Source organism: Arthrospiribacter ruber (assembly GCF_019343195.1).
Lineage (GTDB): Bacteria > Bacteroidota > Bacteroidia > Cytophagales > Cyclobacteriaceae > Arthrospiribacter > Arthrospiribacter ruber.
On sequence record NZ_RPHB01000007.1, the window covers coordinates 156,192 to 173,731 of the forward strand.

A 17,540-nucleotide genomic window follows, 5' to 3' on the forward strand; every position below is an offset into this window, starting at 1 on the left:
CCTCCTACCATTGACAAAAGTCTATTTCTGATTTAGTTCAACCCCTTTAGGGTTGGGTTTCAACTTTATTTCATTAATTCCCCGGGTTGCTACCCGGGGCTATTCATAGTTTAACCCCTGCGGGGTTTAATTCAATAGTCATAAGCTTTCTGTAAATGCAAAATTTTAAATTCTCGGGTTGACAAGGTGAAGTCCTCACCATTTCTGATATTCTAAAAGCATCACCTGCTTCACTGCACCTTGTTGTCCGTGAGCTGTGCCTTCGGACTGCTTATAAAAATGTTTAAAACTCCAACCCCACCTTTATTTTGCCAAAGGGCCTTTACAGCGAAGAGTTGTTAATTGACTCTAACATGTATGGTTTCTAAAAATGAGGAAACTTCCTCTAAAAGCTCCATATTTTGTACTACTGCATTGCCTAATACCACCAGATCAGCCCCTGACTGATAGGCTAGTTTGATTTTTTCCAAAGAGTTCAGCCCTCCTCCCACAATCAAAGGAGCCTTGATTGCATTTTTCACCGCTCTAATGATTTCAGGAGAAACAGGATCAGGTGCACCGCTACCTGCATCAAGATAAAAGTACTTCAATCCCAAAAATTTACCGGCCAGCGCAGTAGCCACAGAAAGCTCAGGATGGTGATTGGGCAAAGGTATGGTTTGGCTGATATAGTGCACGGCAGTTTTTTCTCCTCCATCGATCAGCATGTATCCGGTCGGGAGAATTTCCACACTGCTTTTGGCCAATTCCAGCGCAATACTCACATGCTGTCCGATCAATAGATCGGGGTTACGTCCTGAAATAAGGGAAAGAAACAACATACCATCTGCTTCATCTGAAAACTGCATAGCACTTCCAGGAAAAAGAATGACAGGGATCTCTGCGCATTGCTTTTTGATAAGCTGTATGGTTTCTGAAATATTGTTTCTCTGCAAAAGACTTCCGCCCAAAAAGAAAAAGTCAATTTTCGCCTTTATGGCTTTTTGTATATTTTGGGAAAAAGAGGTGTAGCCATCCACATCATCCGGGTCAACCAGCCAGGCAAGACCTTTTTTACCGCTTAGGTAAAGGCTTTCAAATTTATCCCCAATGGACTTACTCATCCCCTTTTTCGATGTCCTTTTGGGTCATCTGTTTCAAAAACTGCTGCTTGCCATAATTGATCAACACAGGAAGTAAAAGTGCACCAACTCTTCCGAGGAAACCGGATCTTTGTTTTTGCGTAAGCTTTCTTTCCGTTTCTTCATCCAGCAGTCCTTCTCTTTCCAAGACCCTGAGGACTTCCTTAGTCTTTTTATTTTTCTTGCCCGATAGCATCCTGATTATGGAAAAAGCAACTACTCCTCCCACCAATACTCCAGCACCTACTTTGACCCAATCCTCAGATTCCTGTTTGGCAAGGTTGAGTTGCATGCTTAAAGTCTGCTCGAGCTCCTCAGCTTTTTTCTTCAAATCCTTACTCATTGCTTTTTACTTTTTCTGCCAAAAATAAACCCTATTACAAACTGCTTTATGGAAATGAGGAGTCCTTTTGCATCTTTAAGGAAGAGCAGTAGCAAAAACAAAAGGAGGTATATAAATGCCACATATAGAAACCCTTTGTAAGTCGAATAAAGCTGTTCACTCAAGTAAAAAGCCAAGGAAATACTGGCAAATAAGAGCATCAGTAAAGAGGCGATCACCATGGCGACCAAAACCACAATCTTGGTAATAATGGCCGACACCCTGTCACTGACCTCGTCTTTGATCAGCTCTATCCTCACTTCTATGAGTTGTTTAATGGTCTGTACAATTTCAGAAACATTGATCATAAAAAACTTTCGTTGGTTGATTAATTAGCTTCCAATATACAGCAAAAAGCTGGCATCAAAAACTTTCGGAGGTTTCTGGCTCTTGATTTTCGGTGTAGTACGTAAAGGTAAGTACTTTCTCCAAAGCAGCCTTGATGGCTTTATTGATGGGCATATGGTCTTCAGCCATATTGCTGTCAATATTGCTCAGCTTCCTGTAAGTACCTGCACTGGAAGGAACAGGCAAGCCTTCATTTACCGAAGTAGCTGCCTTCCTATACAATTCTTCCTTTTCAGCTTTGATCTTTTTGCATGTAATGATTTCCTTTTTCCCTTCTTTGCTGACCCTGGCAGATGAACCAAACAACCTGCATATAAGTCCCCTGTTTTGATAATCCGAACAAAAACCGAAAGCACCATCTTCAGAAAAGCTTTTATACACAATACAGAAATCTTCCGCGCCGGTGTTCTCCAGGATTTCCAAAGCTACCTCAGCTTTACCTTTTTCATACAGGTCAAATGCCAACGGTAAAAACTCCAATGGAGAGGCACTGATTTTGGGATTGGCGCAGCACTTCCCGCAGCCTGGGATGCAGCCCAGCTGACTTGCCCCGATAAAGGACTTAATTTCACCGTCAAGCTCATCAAACAAGACCCTGACTTCCTGAGACTTCTCCCGTAAATTCATATATTCAGATTAAAAGCCCGCGAAAGTAGCTAGAGTTTCCCATCTACACAATACCTATTGTCAACGGGATGAAAATTTTTTGGTTTATCGCTCATTTATTTAGGGTGCTTTTTTCTATCCTTTGGATTAGTCCTATCTTTAACCGCTTAAAGTAAATTTTTAAGCCTTTGACAATTCAGTAAAAGGAAAAGACATGAGCAGCAGATTTGACAATTTTGACGAAAAAAGAGAAGAAAAAATAAGAAAAGCCTTCAAAGAAAGAGATTGGAACGAAATAAAAAGTACAGACTCCTGGGTGATTTTTAAGGTGATATCCGAATTTGTAGAGGGTTTTGAGAAGCTCTCAAAAATAGGTCCTTGCGTTTCGGTATTCGGTTCCGCCAGGACACCAGCCGACCATCCACACTACAAGGTAGCCGAAGAACTATCGGCAAAACTGGTACGACATGGATACGGCGTCATCACCGGTGGCGGCCCTGGAATCATGGAAGCAGCTAATAAAGGTGCCGCATCAGAAAACGGTCGATCTGTGGGGCTTTGCATTAAATTACCTTTTGAAGCAAAAGGAAATATCTATATAGACCCTGACAAGATGATCATGTTTGATTATTTTTTCGTTAGAAAAGTCATGTTTACCAAATATTCCCAGGGATTTGTGGTATTGCCTGGAGGCTTCGGGACTTTGGATGAGCTATTTGAAGCCATGACGCTTATACAAACTATCAAAATCGGACGTTTCCCTATTGTGCTCGTTGGCAAAGCGTATTGGTCTGGGCTAATAGACTGGATCAAAACCACGCTGCTCGAACAATACAATTACATCAATGCTGAAGATTTAGACTTGTTTATAGTTGTAGATGACGCTACGGAAGCGGTCAAGGTTATCGATGAATTCTACAGCAAATACTTGCTTACCCCTAATTACTAATGCGTCAAAAAATCCACTTATATATCCTTTATACTCTGATCGGGGTTTTGTTTGTCCTTTTGTTTTTCAAGTCTTCAGAAAACCAGGAAAATACCCTTCATGCCGAGGAAATCACAGTAGAGTCCAGCAGTGGAGAGCTTATCACCTTTGCCATTCCCGAACCCAAAGTCCGTACTTTTGATCTTCCTGAGGAAATCACTTTTGCAGGAGAATCTGTTCCTCTGGACATTCCAGATGTTATGGAGCGTTTCGAAAGGGAAATTTATGTAAATGCCTATTGGCAGTCCAACATGATTCTTCTGATGAAAAGGGCAAACCGCTACTTACCTACCATTGAGAAAATTCTTAGGGAGCAAGGAGTACACGATGATTTCAAATACCTGGCAATGGCAGAATCAGGATTAATGAATGTGGTCAGTCCTGCCGGGGCAAGAGGATTTTGGCAGTTTATGCCTGCCACTGCCAAAGAGCACAATCTGGAAGTGAGCGATGAAGTGGATGAACGATATCATCTGGAAAAATCCACCCTAGCTACCTGTAAATACCTGAAATCTTCTTTTGCAAAATTCGGCAATTGGACGGCCGTAGCTGCAAGCTATAACATGGGCATTACCGGATTTGGGAAAAGACTTCAGGAACAGAGACAGGCCAACTATTATGACCTACTCTTGGTAGACGAAACCAGTAGATATGTTTTCAGGATTCTTGCTTTTAAAGAAATCTTTGAAAACCCACTGAAATACGGGTTTGACCTGAAAGAGAGCCAGCTATATCAAACTCCGGTTTACAGGGAGCTGATCGTAGACAGTGACATTCCAAACCTTGCTCAATGGGCCATACAACATAACAGCAACTATAAAGAGCTCAAGCTTCATAATCCTTGGCTCAGGTCGACCAAGCTTCCGGTCAGACGTGGAAAAGAGTATGTCATCAAACTTCCGGCGGTGAATTAATTTATATCCTCTAAAAGTTTCGGCCAATTTCCTTAACTTATAGCCTCTTAATTTAAGTTTATGAAAAAAATTTTGTGGGGCTCGTTGATATTTTTGGCCATTTTGGCTTTTGTCCTCAGGGCCGTGCCTTTTTTAATCACACTTTATCTCAATCAAAATGCCAACCGCATTGTGAGCAACATGATTACCAGAACAGATACATTTGGAAGTCATGAAGTTCATTTTGGAGACATTGTCCTGGATTACAATTACAATGGCACTTTTCTCCGCTTAAAAGACATTGAAGTTACACCACCTAATCTCGAAGATGAGGACCATGTCAAAGTAAACCTCCACATAGATGCGCTCAACATTACCGGATTCAGTTGGATCACGTTCCTGTTTCAGAATACCATTTCTGTAGATTCTGCCTTTGTTGATAACATCAATGTTATTTCTTCCACTCCTCCCATAGATTCTCTGATCAATGGTAACAATGGTGAAGAAAACACCGACTCCGAACCCAACGGACAGTATGACGCCATAAAAGTCGCTCATTTTGAAATCAAGGACATGACCGTCAAACTGATGGACAGCTCTAATGATTCTCTTCGGATGTCCATGGTAGATATGGACCTTCAAGCCAAAAACTTCATACTTACCAAAGAAGACATCCGTGACAAAAAGGCCCTTTTTGATGTAGAGTCAGTTCACGGGACGATTGAGACCGCGGAGTTTCACTTCGACAAATTCAGGCAATATACCAGAGTAGAAGATATAGAATTGGACACACAAACCGGAGAAATGCTTTTTGGCTACATTGGTTTATTGAACAAAGAGGGCCGATATGAATATACTGCTCAGTTTGACTATGACCAATCATGGTTGGAAATAGACAAAACAAGCATGAAACTCCACGGGGTCAATTTCCATGAATATTTCAGAACAAGTATCCTTGAGGTAGATACCATCATCGCCAAGGACATGTACCTGGAAACCTTCAAAGACAAAAGGAAGCCTGAAGACAAAAGCCGAAGGCCTAAAATGATCAATCAAGTACTGGAGGAGTTGGAACAAAAAGTCCACGTCAACCATCTTTTTCTGGACAATGCCTATATCAAAATCGAAGAGAGACCTGACAATGACGCCCCAAAAGCAGGTCACATTTTCTTCTCCGAGGTCAATGCCCATGCTACCAACATCAGCAACATTTCCGAACGGTTGGAAGAAAAAAAAGAAATTCTGATCAATGCAGATGGCAAACTTATGGGAGAAGGCTTGCTGGAGACCAAAATTACCTACTACATGGAAAAGGACTTGCACGACTTCAGGCTTAGTGGCACCCTTCATGACTTTGACATCACCAAAGTCAATACCATGGTAGAACCGGAAGCCAAAATTGGTCTGAAATCGGGCAAAGTCACCAGACTCGATTTCAATATAGCTGCCAACGATTATGAGGGCAGTGGGGAATTGATTTTTAGATATGAAGATCTTGAGATTGAAATTCTGAACAGTGATTTTGAAAGTGACAACAACCTTCTGAGAAAACTAGGCGCATTTATAGCCAATAAACTCGTCATCAAATCCAACAATCCTGACAAAAGAGGGAATCTTAAAAAAGGAGATGTTTACTTTATGCGGGTACAGCACAAGTCAATGTTCCATTATTGGTGGCAGTTATTATTTTCCGGTCTACGGTCTACCCTCACGGGAGAAGAAATCTCCGATATGAGAGAAAAGGCCAAAGCGGAAAGGGCAGGTGAAGAAAAGTCTGGAGGAATCCTCAATATCTCCTTTGGCAACAAGGACAAGGAGGATAAGCCCAGCCGGAAAGAAAGAAGACAAGCCAGGCGAGCAGAAAAAGAATAAAACCAATAATTAAACCCTTGGACCATGAATTAGGTTTTATGTTTGGAATCACTTCGGATTCCCCATCTTTAATCCGTATTTTTGCGAGCTTAAATCCATGCATACATCCTCCATGTCAGACCTGTTAATAGAGAAAAAGGAAGAGTTGATTGAAATCTTCGGAGCAAGGGAACACAACCTCAAAAACATTGACCTAGCCATACCTCGCAACAAGCTCATTGTCCTTACCGGATTGAGTGGGAGTGGTAAAAGTTCACTTGCCTTTGACACTATCTATGCAGAAGGGCAGAGAAGGTATATGGAAAGCTTTTCTGCTTATGCCCGTTCTTTTTTGGGAGGAATGGAAAGACCGGACGTGGATAAGATCAATGGACTTTCACCGGTAATATCCATAGAGCAAAAAACTACCTCGAAAAATCCAAGATCCACAGTAGGTACTGTCACAGAAATCTATGATTTCATGAGGTTGCTTTTTGCTAGAGCCGGTGTCGCCTACTCCTATCTCAGTGGTCATAAAATGGTAAGACAGACCGAAGACCAAATTATTGAGCAGCTTTTTGAAAACTTCCGTGATAAGAAACTGTACATCCTAGCTCCTGTCGTGAAGGGAAGAAAAGGACATTACAGAGAACTTTTTGAACAGATCAGAAAGATGGGCTTTTCCAAGGTCAGGGTGGATGGAGTAGTCATGGAGGTGCAACCCAAAATGCAGGTGGACCGGTACAAAATTCATGATATAGAAATTGTTGTGGACAGGATAGTAGCGGATGAGAGTGACCGCTTTCGTATCAGCCAATCCTTAAAGACCGCGCTTCAACATGGTAAAGGAATCATTATGCTGAGAGATGAGGAAGGGAATATTCATCATTTTTCAAAATACCTCATGGATCCTACCACAGGACTTTCCTATGATGAACCTGCGCCAAATACCTTTTCATTCAATAGCCCCTATGGTGCCTGCCCGACCTGTAATGGACTTGGGGTCACAGATGAGATTACCAAGGAAAGCATCATTCCCGACCCAAGTCTCAGCATCACCAGGGGAGGTATCGCTCCATTGGGAGAATACAGGGATGTGTGGATATTCAAAAAAATAGAAGCTATCCTCAAACATTACAAATGCAGTATTTCCACACCAATAGCCAAATTACCAGATGAAGTGGTCGACATCCTACTCTATGGTGACAAAGTAGAAGTGGCGGTGGATTCTGTCAAATATCCGGGAACCAAATGGCACACCACGTTTGAAGGCATAGTCAATTTTCTACAGAAACAACAAGAAGGAGGAACAGAAAAAATCCAAGACTGGATAAGTGAATTTACCATTACCAAGACATGCCCTGATTGCGATGGGTTCAGGTTGAAAAAAGAAGCCCTGCATTTCAAGATTGATGACAAGCACATCGGTCAGTTGGCTGAAATGGACATCACCTCACTGGGGCAATGGTTCGAAAACCTGGAAGAAAGACTGGATGAGCGTCAGAATACCATAGCCAAAGAAGTCCTTAAGGAAATCAGAAAAAGAATCGGCTTCTTATTGGATATAGGACTAGATTACCTTTCCCTGAACAGGCCTCTGAGAACCCTTTCCGGGGGTGAGGCCCAGCGAATCCGCTTGGCTACGCAGATAGGTACCCAATTGGTAGGGGTGCTGTATATTCTGGATGAACCTAGTATTGGACTGCATCAAAGAGACAATGTCAAGTTGATCAAAGCTTTGCAGGATCTTAGAGACCTGGGGAATACAGTAATCGTCGTAGAGCATGACAAAGACATGATGTTGGCAGCTGATTTTGTCATAGACATTGGTCCGGGAGCGGGTAGACATGGAGGGCAGATAGTGGCTGCGGGAACACCCAAGGAAATTTTGGATAAGGACAGCCTCACCGCAAAATACCTCAAGGGAACTGTCAACATACCTGTACCTGAAAAAAGGAGAAAAGGAAGCGGGGAAAGTCTTATCCTCAAAGGAGCAAGTGGCAATAATCTCAAAAATGTAAATTTAAAACTACCTTTGGGCCAGATGATCTGCGTGACGGGGGTATCGGGATCAGGCAAAAGCTCACTGATCCATGAGACCTTATACCCTTTGCTCAACCAGCATTTTTACAAATCAAAAAAGGAACCTCTTCCCTACAAAGGTATTGATGGACTTCAGCATCTTGACAAGGTCATTGAAGTGGATCAGTCCCCGATAGGCCGAACTCCCCGGTCCAATCCTGCCACCTATACCGGTGTATTTACAGACATCAGGGCATTGTTTACCGAACTCCCAGAAGCCAAGATTAGAGGCTACAAGCCGGGAAGGTTCAGTTTCAATGTGAAAGGTGGAAGATGCGAAGACTGTGAAGGAGCTGGAATGAAGCTTATAGAAATGGATTTCCTTCCTGATGTGCATATTCCATGCGAGACCTGTAAAGGCAAGCGGTACAACAGGGAAACCCTGGAGGTAAGGTTTAAAGGCAAATCCATTTCCGACGTATTGGACATGACAGTGGAGCAGGCGGTTGAATTTTTTGAAAACCAGCCAAAAATCCTCAGAAAAATCAAAACCCTCAATGATGTAGGATTGGGCTATATCACTTTGGGACAACACGCCACCACACTTTCCGGAGGTGAGGCCCAGCGGGTAAAATTGGCTACAGAACTATCCAAAAAAGATACAGGTAAAACTTTCTATATCTTAGATGAACCTACCACGGGACTTCATTTTCAGGATATAGAACATCTACTGCAAGTGCTTAATAAATTGGTAGACAAGGGAAATACTGTATTGATAATTGAGCATAACATGGATATCATCAAAGTATCTGATCATATCATTGACCTTGGGCCTGAAGGTGGAGCATTGGGCGGTCAGATTGTAACTGAAGGTAGTCCTGAGAAGGTGGCGACACATCCCAAAAGCCATACCGCAAGATTCCTCAAAGAAGAATTGAGTTGACCACGGTATATAACCCTCCATTGCGGATAAGACTCCCTGCTGTAAAATTTATAGTGTGCGGATGTTTGGCTTGACTATATTTGATGTCATAAGATGAACAGGATCCGCTTATATTGGAGTTTACAGGTTTTAGGTTGGTCATTTCTGGCCTTGATCAATCTTTTCTTTGTCTCTTTGGACAGGGGAATCACTCCTATACAGGTAGGTGCATTTTTTTCACTCTCTGCATTTTATCTGTTTTCTACCCATATTTTGCGGAATATTATCAAGAAGTATGGTTGGTTCAATCTGACTTTTGGAAGATTATTGTTTTATGCATTCATAGCCGTTTTGGCTTTATCCCTAGCCAATACCATCGCCCAGATTATCCTCAATTGGATTTTTGGCACATTGAATCCAGACGAGGATTTCAGGCCTGTGGTGATTGCGGGCAATATATTTGTGAGCTTCATCTTTTACACTTTGTGGACCATGATGTATTTCCTGTTTCATTTTTTGGACAATTACAATCAGTCTTTGAAGTACCAGGCAAAAATCAATGAAATCCAGCTCAATCACCTTAAGAGCCAATTGAACCCCCACTTTATCTTCAATGCGCTGAACAGCGTAAGGGCATTGGTAGATGAAGATCCTACCAAGGCCAAATCTGCCATTACTCAATTGTCCAATATCCTGAGATTTTCTCTTATGATGGATAAGAAAAGGACAATCGATTTTGAAAATGAATTCAATACCGTAAAAGACTATCTCAATCTGGAATCTATACGTTTTGAAGAGCGGCTGGAAATCCGGTACGAAATTGATCCGACAGCCTACGACTACAAGGTCCCTCCCATGATGTTGCAGACTATTGTAGAAAATGCAATCAAACACGGAATCTCCAACAGGGTAAAAGGAGGATTGATCCAGGTCAAATGTTACGAAGGCTTAGGTGATGGTCTGATCATACAGGTAAAGAACAGCGGACAGCTGAAAACCAATGCATTAATCAAGAAAAAAGAAGGTGAAGGACATGGGATAAGTAATACCATCCAACGCCTCAAATTGATATATGGCAATAGATCTTCCTTCAAAATATTCAATTCCGGGAACGATTTTGTCATAACTGAAATAAAAATTCCAAAACAAAACCTTACATTGGGTTAAAATTTGACTAAAAAATGCGAGCACTTGTAATCGACGATGAAAGATTGGCCAGAAAAGAGCTGATCAACTTACTTTCCCAATTTGACCAGGTAGAAGTGGTCGGCGAAGCAAACAACGTAGATGATGCCAAAGACAAAATAGAATCCCTCAATCCGGATGTGGTATTTTTGGACATTCAGATGCCCGAAAAAACCGGCTTCGATCTCCTGGAAGAGCTGGACAATGTCCCCCATGTCATTTTCACTACAGCTTATGATGAATATGCCCTGAAAGCATTTCAGGTAAATGCCCTGGATTATCTCTTAAAGCCTGTAGAGACCAAAAGACTGGGTGAAGCGATAGAGAGGCTACAAAAGAAGCTATCTGATGCGCAGGAAAGACAGGACAGCGCTCTGGAGTCACAACAAAACAAAAAACTTACCCTAAACGACCAGGTTTTTGTAAAAGACGGTGACAGGTGTTGGTTTGTTAAACTCCAGAATGTAAGATTGTTTGAATCTGATGGCAACTACATCAAAGTGTATTTTGACAACAACAAACCCATGATACACAAATCACTCAATGCCCTGGACGAAAGACTTGACGAAAAGTCCTTTTTCAGAGCAAGTAGAAAGCACATCATCAATCTAAGTTGGGTTGAAGCTATCGAGCCGTGGTTCAACGGTGGACTGGTAGTAACGCTCAAAGGCGGTGACAGGATCGAAGTAAGCCGCAGGCAAGCTGCAAGATTTAAGGATATGATGAGCCTTTAAGCGTATTCATACGTATACCACAGCAATAAAATCGCCTGTTTTATTGATTCTCAAAACCAAATTTTGTAAATAGAGCTATCTATTGGTTTTGTATCTTAAAAAATCTACTTTATAAAAATTTTAACGCTTAATTTCTCAAGTAAGCACTATGAAAGAGGAAAGAATTTTAATCGTCGAAGACGATATCAATATTGCTGAAAATATTGAGGAGATTTTGGAGCTTCTAGGATATGTCAATATTGACACAGCCAATTCAGCCAATCAAGCCATCAAGGTGGTCAAAAAATACCGCCCGGATTTGGTCTTTATGGATATCAAACTCAAAGGAGACAAAGATGGAATTGAATTAGGCGAAATCATCAAGCAAATGGTAGATGCTCCATTGGTTTTTGTCACTTCTTACTCGGATCCTACCATCATTGAAAGAGCCAAAAGAATCAATCCCGCCGGCTTTATAGTAAAGCCATTCAACACCAATGATATCCATGCTATAGTAGAAATAGTCCTGTACAACAAGAGGGCAAAGCCTGCTCCGGTCAGTTCCGCCACTGTAGCGAATAAAGATGAAAGTCCTTTCTTGGTGACTGATGCAGTTTTTATCAAGTCTGACAACGCCTATGAGAGAGTCCCTTACAAGGACATCTACTATGTGGAAGCCAATGGAAATATGGTTACCATTTACTGTAAAGGAAGAAACTTCACCATCAGAAAATCCATGAAGGATATGGAAGAAAAACTCCCTTCCCATTTGTTTTTGAGGGTTCAGAAATCCTTTATCGTGCAGTTGGCACAGATCGAGAGCTTCAATACCAAAGACATTTCACTCATATCAGGACCGGTAATTCAAGTCGGAAGGCAGTATTACAATGGCTTCCTGGCCAAGTTGAATACCATCACAGAAAGTTGAAAAAAAGGCGTGCATAGCACACCTTTTTTTTGTCAAAAAACCAAACAATCAACTAAACTGTCATATCAAATAGAACTCATGTTTTCCTGAGGACATCATGAAAGTTCCGTTTCTCAATAGCTCCTTGAATTTTCCTTCGATTTCAGATTTCTCTCCGTAAAACTCTGCCACCACTTCTCCATATTTATTGATAAAAGTAATGGTAGGAAGTGCCTTGATCTGAATATCTTTCAAATCCACTTCCAAGTTCTTCATCGTTTCGCTGGATTCTCCAAGGGAATCATTTACCACCACTTTGGCAGTCACCGCATCAAAAGTATCCACTTTTGCTTCCGCACTGGCAGACCACAATATGGTTATCGCCATCAACAGGCCTAATAAGGCACATACATTTTTCTGAGTTAAAATAGTTGGTTTCATATTCGTAAGGTTTATATTACAATTTCAGCTATTTCTTTCATACCAAAATCCGCCCCAAATTCTCAACTAATTGATTTACAGCATTTTAACCGCATACAGTTACTGTTAACCTGTTCGGTAATGGACAGAAGATTTCGCTAAATGATACAAAACATATGATCGAAAAAGTTCCCAAAAAGTTGCATGAAAATGATAAAAAAATTAAAAATTTCGATGGAACACAGAATATTCCATCGAAAGTTATGAAATATTACCACATCTACAAAAGATCATTCGCTAAATTGGCCAGCTCGGATCTTTCTCCTTTTTCGAGCTTGATATGGGCATACAAAGGATGGTCTTTGACCCTGTCTATCAGATAAGACAGGCCATTACTCTGCGCATCAAGGTACGGCGTGTCAATCTGGAATATATCTCCGGTAAATATGATTTTGGTATTTTCACCAGCTCGGCTTATGATCGTTTTTATTTCGTGGGGAGTAAGGTTTTGTGCTTCATCCACTATAAAGAAGATATTGGACAAGGAACGTCCACGGATATAGGCAAGCGGCTGTATCACCAACTTTTCCTGATTGACCAATTCTGTGATCTTCTGATATTCTTTATCTGATTCCTTAAATTGGTTTTGGATAAACTTTAGGTTGTCCCAAAGGGGCTCCATATAAGGATTCAATTTGGATTTGATATCTCCGGGAAGGTAACCGATATCCTTATTGCTCAAAGGGACAATCGGTCTGGCAAGAAAAATCTGCTTGTAGTCTCTCCTTTGCTCTAAGGCTCCTGCCAATGCCAACAAGGTCTTGCCCGTTCCGGCAACACCTTGTACGGAAACCAACTTGATTCTAGGATTGAGTATGGCATGCAAGGCAAAAGTCTGTTCGGCATTTTTTGGCTTCACATTATAGGCGAGTTTCTTGTCTACACGCTCCATGGTATTTTCTTCCGAATTGTAGTAGGCCAAGACGGAATTCTTATCACTTTTCAGAATGTAGTAAGCGTTTGCTTTCCTTTTTCTAGTGCCAAGTATCAGTTTTGCTTCTACATGATGCTTTTCGTAGAGTTGATTGATCGCATCCGGATCAACTCCCTCCAGGACGTAGCGACCGGTGTTTTCAAGTTCCGTAATGTTTTTGATTTTACCTGTCTCATAATCCTCAGCAAATATTTCAAGAGATTTTGCCTTTAGCCTAAGATTGATGTCCTTGCTTACAAGGATCACCTTTCTGTTTTTCTCAGTTTCTTTGAGGTGAAGGGCTGCATTTAGAATCTTATGATCATTTTTCTCTTCCCCAAAGACAACATTGGCATTTACCTTATTTTCCGGATTCATCAGCACCCTGAAATTGCCCTTGGTTTTGCCATTGAGCGGCGTCCAGTTGTGGATCATATTGTCCTTGGACAGTTTATCCAGCAAGCGGATAAACTCCCTCGCTTCAAAGTTTTTGGTGTCATTACCCTTTTTAAACTGATCGAGCTCTTCCAATACAGTAATAGGGATGACCACATCATGCTCGGCAAAATTCATGATGGAATTATGTGCATATAAGATTACAGAAGTATCCAGCACAAAAATTTTACGGTCTTTATCGGATTTAGCTCTTGGCATAAATGGTAAAATTTTAGCGGTTAATAGTTAGGAATAAGTTAGAAAAATAAAAGTTAGATTACCATTTATATAAAGAGAAATAAGAAAGTTTAAGAATTAGGCAATGTTATCCATTTGAAAGTCAAGCTAATAAATTTTCAATTGTATGTTATTTTTCTGTTAACTCAAGAAAAATGTAAAATCCGGATTTATATCTCAATTAATATCAAATCTAACTCTTTCATTTTAGGGAAAGCATTATCCGCAGTTAAAGAGGGATGCCGTAAACCGATGAAGTTGAGGCTACGACTGTATCCGATAATTTTTATAGAATAATTCTTTCTTAATTATATCGACTGCTCCTTTATTTTTACATTCCATTCAATTAAAAAGCAATCCTCTAATTATCATTTAGAAAAAAACAGCGTACCCTAGAACAAGCTAGGATACGCCGATAAAATACAAAGCTGAAGTTTACTTTCTTCCTCTAAGCTCAGATTCAAGATCCATCAGGAAAGCATCGATGGTACCTGGCTTGACATGCGGCATGACCACAATTTTAAACCACTCGGGCTCAAACTCATAAGAGTTGGCCACCAGGTAATACTTATGCGCCAAATCTTTAGACATGTATTTGGCTTTAATCGCGATGATGTTGAGATAAGGATTTCGGAAGTATTCTACTCCCATCCTCTCCAGTTTTTTACAGATCCGCTCCGATTTGTCACATAATGTTTCCATTTTGTATTTCCATCCTTCGGAGCCATGCACCTGTAAGATCATCCACATGGAAATTGCATTGGCCCCGGACCTGCTTCCGCTTATTGTAAAATCTTTACCGGGAATGTATTGTGCTTCATCTGTTTTGACAAAATCAAAATATCCTTTTCGGATCAAAAATAACCCCGTCCCATAAGGTGTCTGCAGCATTTTATGCCCATCCGCAGTGATGGAATTCATGTATGGGTTTTGGAAAGTAAACCTGCTCGTAGGATTGGTAAAAGGATATATAAACCCTCCATAAGCCGCATCCACGTGAATTTTGAAATTCACATTGAGGTGGGTAAAGTAATCTCCCAACATGTCAATGTCATCTACAGAACCAAACATGGTGGTAGATAAATTGGCTATGACAATGAAATATTTGATCCCATCCTTCTGGGCAGCTTTAATTTTGGTATCAAGTGATTCTCTGCTTATTTCTCTGGTGTCCGGATCGACCTCTAGAATAATATTGTTGAGGTTGAGCAGATTGGCACCCTTTGGCATAGAATAATGTGAATCCTGACTGTAGACCAGCCCTATTTCCCCAAGCCTGGCACCAAATTCTTTTCTAAAGTAATTGCGGTAAATCCACATGGCCTGGATGTTTGCCTCAGTGCCTCCTGTAGCCACATAGCCATCTTGCTGATCTGTATCTCCATTAAAAATTTCTTCGGCTACTAGCTTGATCAATTCCTTTTCGATCCTTTGTGTCCCTTCAAATACTTCCAAAACAGATTCTTCATTAAGCGTGTGTACGCCGATATGGTTGGGGTTTCGGACCATTGCCGACATGTATGGGGCATCTTTGAGGAATGGAGCATCAGGGTAAAACTCTGTCGTATCCAAGTAAGTCCCCGGTATACCCAAAATTGGCCTGTCACCTCTATAATCGAGGTTTTTTTCCAGTGCCGTAAAAATATATTCTTTTATCTGTTCGTGTGTCTTTTTCTTCCAATACATGGTATTAATGAATTAATAGATGAGAAATCAATTCCAAATCTTCCAGGCTGCTTCTGCCTGAAGTTCCAGCATTTCCAATCCATTTTTCACTAATGCACCTCTTGCCTCTAATGAGCGCATTAAAAAGGTTTTTTCCGGATTATACACCAGGTCATACACCTTATGTTTTCCCGAAATGGCTTCCAGGTCTATTTCCGGCATTTCTTCTGTGTTGGGAAAAGTACCCAAAGGTGTGGTATTGACAATGAGATGATGTTCTTGAAGCAATTCAGGATTATTCCTGAGATCTTGGTAAGTGATGCTATCCTGTGCAGCAGAAGCCCGTCTGGACACCAGCTTATACGCAATACCCAGTCCCGCCAATGCTTGTATCACGGCTTTCGAAGCACCTCCGGTTCCCAAAACCAATGCATTGGGCCTTGTTCCTGAAAGCCATTTTTCCAAAGAATTTTTGAAGCCTATATAATCAGTGTTGTAACCTTTAAGCTTACCATTTTTGATCTGAATACAATTGACAGCACCGATCTCACGACAAGCCGGATCCAGATCATCCAAAAAACTGATCACCTTTTCTTTGTAAGGAATGGTGACACTCAAGCCTTTGAGTTCGGGATTTTCCTGGATAATGGTAGGAAAAAGAGAGATATCCGGGATTTCATACAAATCAAAACGGCAATCCGGTATCCCTTCCTTTTCAAACTTAGCATCGAAATACCTTTTTGAAAAGGAATGACCCAATGGATAACCGATCAACCCAAACTTGTTCATTTTCTTGATATATAATAAGCACCTCTTTCTATTCCCAAAACCAACAGTATGCCAAAGGAGAAAGCCATTATTGCATACAAAATTAAGGATTCTTCACCGGTAATGCTCATATAGTTTTGAGGCATTACATTTTCAGTCACAAATGGCTTTTGGACACCTGAAGAAGAAAGCCTATAAGAAATGACATTTTTCCATGGCCAGATTTTGTTGATGGACCCCAGCATTATCCCGGAAAGGAAGGCAAGTGTCAGGTCATGGTATTTTTTGAGAAACCAGGAAATCAACCTACTGAATGAAAGCAACCCTGTAATGCAGCCAAGTGCAAAAAGCCCTAATACAAGCACATCTCTGTCATTTACCGCTTGAAGCACCCTTTCATACTGCCCTAAAATCAACAATAAAAAACTTCCTGAAATCCCCGGCAAAATCATGGCGCTGATGGCTATCACTCCTGCTACAAAGGTAAACCAAGCCGCCTCTGGGGAGGTGGTAGGAGGTAAACCGGTCACCCAAAAGGCAAAAATCGCACCTACTGCCAAAGATATTGCCACCAAAGCATTCCACCTCTTGATATCCCTGAGAATGATGACTGCTGAAATGATGATCAAACCGCAAAAAAATGACCAAAGAGGAATAGGATGGTTGTCCATGAGGTAGGTAATCAGCTTGGACATACTGAAAATACTAAACAGGATCCCTGCAAATAAGGTCAACAAAAAGCTCCCATTAATATGAGACCAGAAAGAAGCGAACCTTCCTTTGAATAATAAAGAAAGTGCTTCAGTATCTATCGACTTGATACTGTCGAGCAGCTTTTCATAGATTCCGGTGATGAGCGCTATAGACCCTCCGGAAACGCCAGGTACGATATCGGCGGCACCCATACCCATACCTTTCAGAAAAACTAAAATGCTCTTGTTTATTTTTTCCATGAATTAAAATGAAAAAGATGAAATTGTCTCATAAATGGATTATCTGATTTTTTCTCATAACAAAGTTATGTTTAAGTCTCAATAGCTTTGTTCCTTAGTGGCTTTGTGGTCAAAAAATGCCACAAAGTTTTATTGAATCAGAAGATGTATG

16 protein-coding genes are annotated in these 17,540 nt (G+C 41.0%); 7 read left to right on the forward strand and 9 right to left on the reverse strand.

Annotated elements, in window-relative coordinates:
* Window positions 1–338 precede the first annotated feature (338 nt).
* From EGN73_RS15370 to EGN73_RS15385, 4 genes are read right to left on the reverse strand one after another with little or no spacing between them, the layout of a single operon-like run.
* The gene (locus tag EGN73_RS15370; protein WP_219291749.1) at window positions 339–1,103 is read right to left on the reverse strand and encodes a phosphoglycerol geranylgeranyltransferase; all 765 of its coding nucleotides are present in this window, start codon (window positions 1,101–1,103) and stop codon (window positions 339–341) included.
* Window positions 1,096–1,464, reverse strand: a complete 369-nt coding sequence (locus EGN73_RS15375; protein WP_219291752.1) for a hypothetical protein — start codon at window positions 1,462–1,464, stop codon at window positions 1,096–1,098. The genes EGN73_RS15370 and EGN73_RS15375 overlap by 8 nt, the downstream gene beginning before the upstream one ends.
* Window positions 1,461–1,811 carry a phage holin family protein gene (locus tag EGN73_RS15380; RefSeq protein ID WP_219291754.1) on the reverse strand — a complete coding sequence of 117 codons (351 nt, stop codon included), beginning with the start codon at window positions 1,809–1,811 and terminating at the stop codon, window positions 1,461–1,463. Before EGN73_RS15380 ends, EGN73_RS15375 begins: the two co-directional genes overlap by 4 nt.
* Window positions 1,812–1,866: 55 nt before the next feature.
* Complete coding sequence (locus EGN73_RS15385; RefSeq protein ID WP_219291757.1) at window positions 1,867–2,478, reverse strand: YkgJ family cysteine cluster protein; 612 nt, start codon at window positions 2,476–2,478, stop codon at window positions 1,867–1,869.
* A 193-nt stretch (window positions 2,479–2,671) separates the two neighbouring features.
* Between EGN73_RS15385 and EGN73_RS15390 the strand changes: the two genes are divergently transcribed.
* The 7 genes from EGN73_RS15390 to EGN73_RS15420 all read left to right on the forward strand — a co-directional run bounded on the left by EGN73_RS15390 (window position 2,672) and on the right by EGN73_RS15420 (window position 11,959).
* Window positions 2,672–3,406, forward strand: a complete 735-nt coding sequence (locus EGN73_RS15390) for an LOG family protein (RefSeq protein ID WP_219291760.1) — start codon at window positions 2,672–2,674, stop codon at window positions 3,404–3,406.
* Window positions 3,406–4,359 carry a lytic transglycosylase domain-containing protein gene (locus EGN73_RS15395; protein ID WP_219291763.1) on the forward strand — a complete coding sequence of 318 codons (954 nt, stop codon included), beginning with the start codon at window positions 3,406–3,408 and terminating at the stop codon, window positions 4,357–4,359. The genes EGN73_RS15390 and EGN73_RS15395 overlap by 1 nt, the downstream gene beginning before the upstream one ends.
* A 60-nt stretch (window positions 4,360–4,419) precedes the next feature.
* A complete protein-coding gene (locus EGN73_RS15400) occupies window positions 4,420–6,210 on the forward strand; it encodes an AsmA family protein (RefSeq protein ID WP_219291766.1) in 1,791 nt (596 codons plus the stop codon).
* A gap of 97 nt (window positions 6,211–6,307) precedes the next feature.
* Window positions 6,308–9,154, forward strand: a complete 2,847-nt coding sequence (gene uvrA / locus EGN73_RS15405) for an excinuclease ABC subunit UvrA (protein ID WP_246611606.1) — start codon at window positions 6,308–6,310, stop codon at window positions 9,152–9,154.
* A 93-nt stretch (window positions 9,155–9,247) separates the two neighbouring features.
* Entirely contained in the window at window positions 9,248–10,300 is a 1,053-nt protein-coding gene (locus EGN73_RS15410; protein WP_219291769.1) for a sensor histidine kinase, read from the forward strand.
* Window positions 10,301–10,314: 14 nt separating this feature from the next.
* A complete protein-coding gene (locus EGN73_RS15415; RefSeq protein WP_219291772.1) occupies window positions 10,315–11,052 on the forward strand; it encodes a LytR/AlgR family response regulator transcription factor in 738 nt (245 codons plus the stop codon).
* A gap of 148 nt (window positions 11,053–11,200) precedes the next feature.
* Window positions 11,201–11,959 carry a LytR/AlgR family response regulator transcription factor gene (locus EGN73_RS15420; RefSeq protein ID WP_219291775.1) on the forward strand — a complete coding sequence of 253 codons (759 nt, stop codon included), beginning with the start codon at window positions 11,201–11,203 and terminating at the stop codon, window positions 11,957–11,959.
* 60 nt (window positions 11,960–12,019) lie between these two features.
* On the opposite strand, the gene EGN73_RS15425 is transcribed toward EGN73_RS15420, so the two are convergent.
* The 5 genes from EGN73_RS15425 to EGN73_RS15445 form a co-directional block, all read right to left on the reverse strand.
* Window positions 12,020–12,379 (reverse strand): hypothetical protein, encoded by a 360-nt coding sequence (locus EGN73_RS15425; RefSeq protein WP_219291778.1) that lies wholly within the window; start codon window positions 12,377–12,379, stop codon window positions 12,020–12,022.
* A 259-nt stretch (window positions 12,380–12,638) separates the two neighbouring features.
* Window positions 12,639–13,985: a PhoH family protein gene (locus EGN73_RS15430; RefSeq protein WP_219291781.1), complete on the reverse strand. Its 1,347-nt coding sequence runs from the start codon at window positions 13,983–13,985 to the stop codon at window positions 12,639–12,641.
* A 453-nt stretch (window positions 13,986–14,438) separates the two neighbouring features.
* Window positions 14,439–15,689 (reverse strand): pyridoxal-dependent decarboxylase, encoded by a 1,251-nt coding sequence (locus tag EGN73_RS15435; protein WP_219291783.1) that lies wholly within the window; start codon window positions 15,687–15,689, stop codon window positions 14,439–14,441.
* A 27-nt stretch (window positions 15,690–15,716) separates the two neighbouring features.
* Window positions 15,717–16,457 (reverse strand): shikimate dehydrogenase family protein, encoded by a 741-nt coding sequence (locus EGN73_RS15440; protein ID WP_219291786.1) that lies wholly within the window; start codon window positions 16,455–16,457, stop codon window positions 15,717–15,719.
* Complete coding sequence (locus EGN73_RS15445) at window positions 16,454–17,389, reverse strand: DUF368 domain-containing protein (protein ID WP_219291790.1); 936 nt, start codon at window positions 17,387–17,389, stop codon at window positions 16,454–16,456. Before EGN73_RS15445 ends, EGN73_RS15440 begins: the two co-directional genes overlap by 4 nt.
* Window positions 17,390–17,540: the final 151 nt, after the last annotated feature.

Bases quoted from the DNA above. Each gene is read 5' to 3' on its own strand.
- EGN73_RS15395 (WP_219291763.1), top strand. From the start codon at position 3,406: ATGCGTCAAAAAATCCACTTATATATCCTTTATACTCTGATCGGGGTT.
- EGN73_RS15425 (WP_219291778.1), bottom strand. From the start codon at position 12,379: ATGAAACCAACTATTTTAACTCAGAAAAATGTATGTGCCTTATTAGGC.
- EGN73_RS15370 (WP_219291749.1), bottom strand. From the start codon at position 1,103: ATGAGTAAGTCCATTGGGGATAAATTTGAAAGCCTTTACCTAAGCGGT.
- EGN73_RS15380 (WP_219291754.1), bottom strand. From the start codon at position 1,811: ATGATCAATGTTTCTGAAATTGTACAGACCATTAAACAACTCATAGAA.
- uvrA (WP_246611606.1), top strand. From the start codon at position 6,308: ATGCATACATCCTCCATGTCAGACCTGTTAATAGAGAAAAAGGAAGAG.
- EGN73_RS15420 (WP_219291775.1), top strand. From the start codon at position 11,201: ATGAAAGAGGAAAGAATTTTAATCGTCGAAGACGATATCAATATTGCT.
- EGN73_RS15400 (WP_219291766.1), top strand. From the start codon at position 4,420: ATGAAAAAAATTTTGTGGGGCTCGTTGATATTTTTGGCCATTTTGGCT.
- EGN73_RS15435 (WP_219291783.1), bottom strand. From the start codon at position 15,689: ATGTATTGGAAGAAAAAGACACACGAACAGATAAAAGAATATATTTTT.
- EGN73_RS15440 (WP_219291786.1), bottom strand. From the start codon at position 16,457: ATGAACAAGTTTGGGTTGATCGGTTATCCATTGGGTCATTCCTTTTCA.
- EGN73_RS15415 (WP_219291772.1), top strand. From the start codon at position 10,315: ATGCGAGCACTTGTAATCGACGATGAAAGATTGGCCAGAAAAGAGCTG.
- EGN73_RS15410 (WP_219291769.1), top strand. From the start codon at position 9,248: ATGAACAGGATCCGCTTATATTGGAGTTTACAGGTTTTAGGTTGGTCA.
- EGN73_RS15445 (WP_219291790.1), bottom strand. From the start codon at position 17,389: ATGGAAAAAATAAACAAGAGCATTTTAGTTTTTCTGAAAGGTATGGGT.
- EGN73_RS15385 (WP_219291757.1), bottom strand. From the start codon at position 2,478: ATGAATTTACGGGAGAAGTCTCAGGAAGTCAGGGTCTTGTTTGATGAG.
- EGN73_RS15390 (WP_219291760.1), top strand. From the start codon at position 2,672: ATGAGCAGCAGATTTGACAATTTTGACGAAAAAAGAGAAGAAAAAATA.
- EGN73_RS15430 (WP_219291781.1), bottom strand. From the start codon at position 13,985: ATGCCAAGAGCTAAATCCGATAAAGACCGTAAAATTTTTGTGCTGGAT.
- EGN73_RS15375 (WP_219291752.1), bottom strand. From the start codon at position 1,464: ATGAGTAAGGATTTGAAGAAAAAAGCTGAGGAGCTCGAGCAGACTTTA.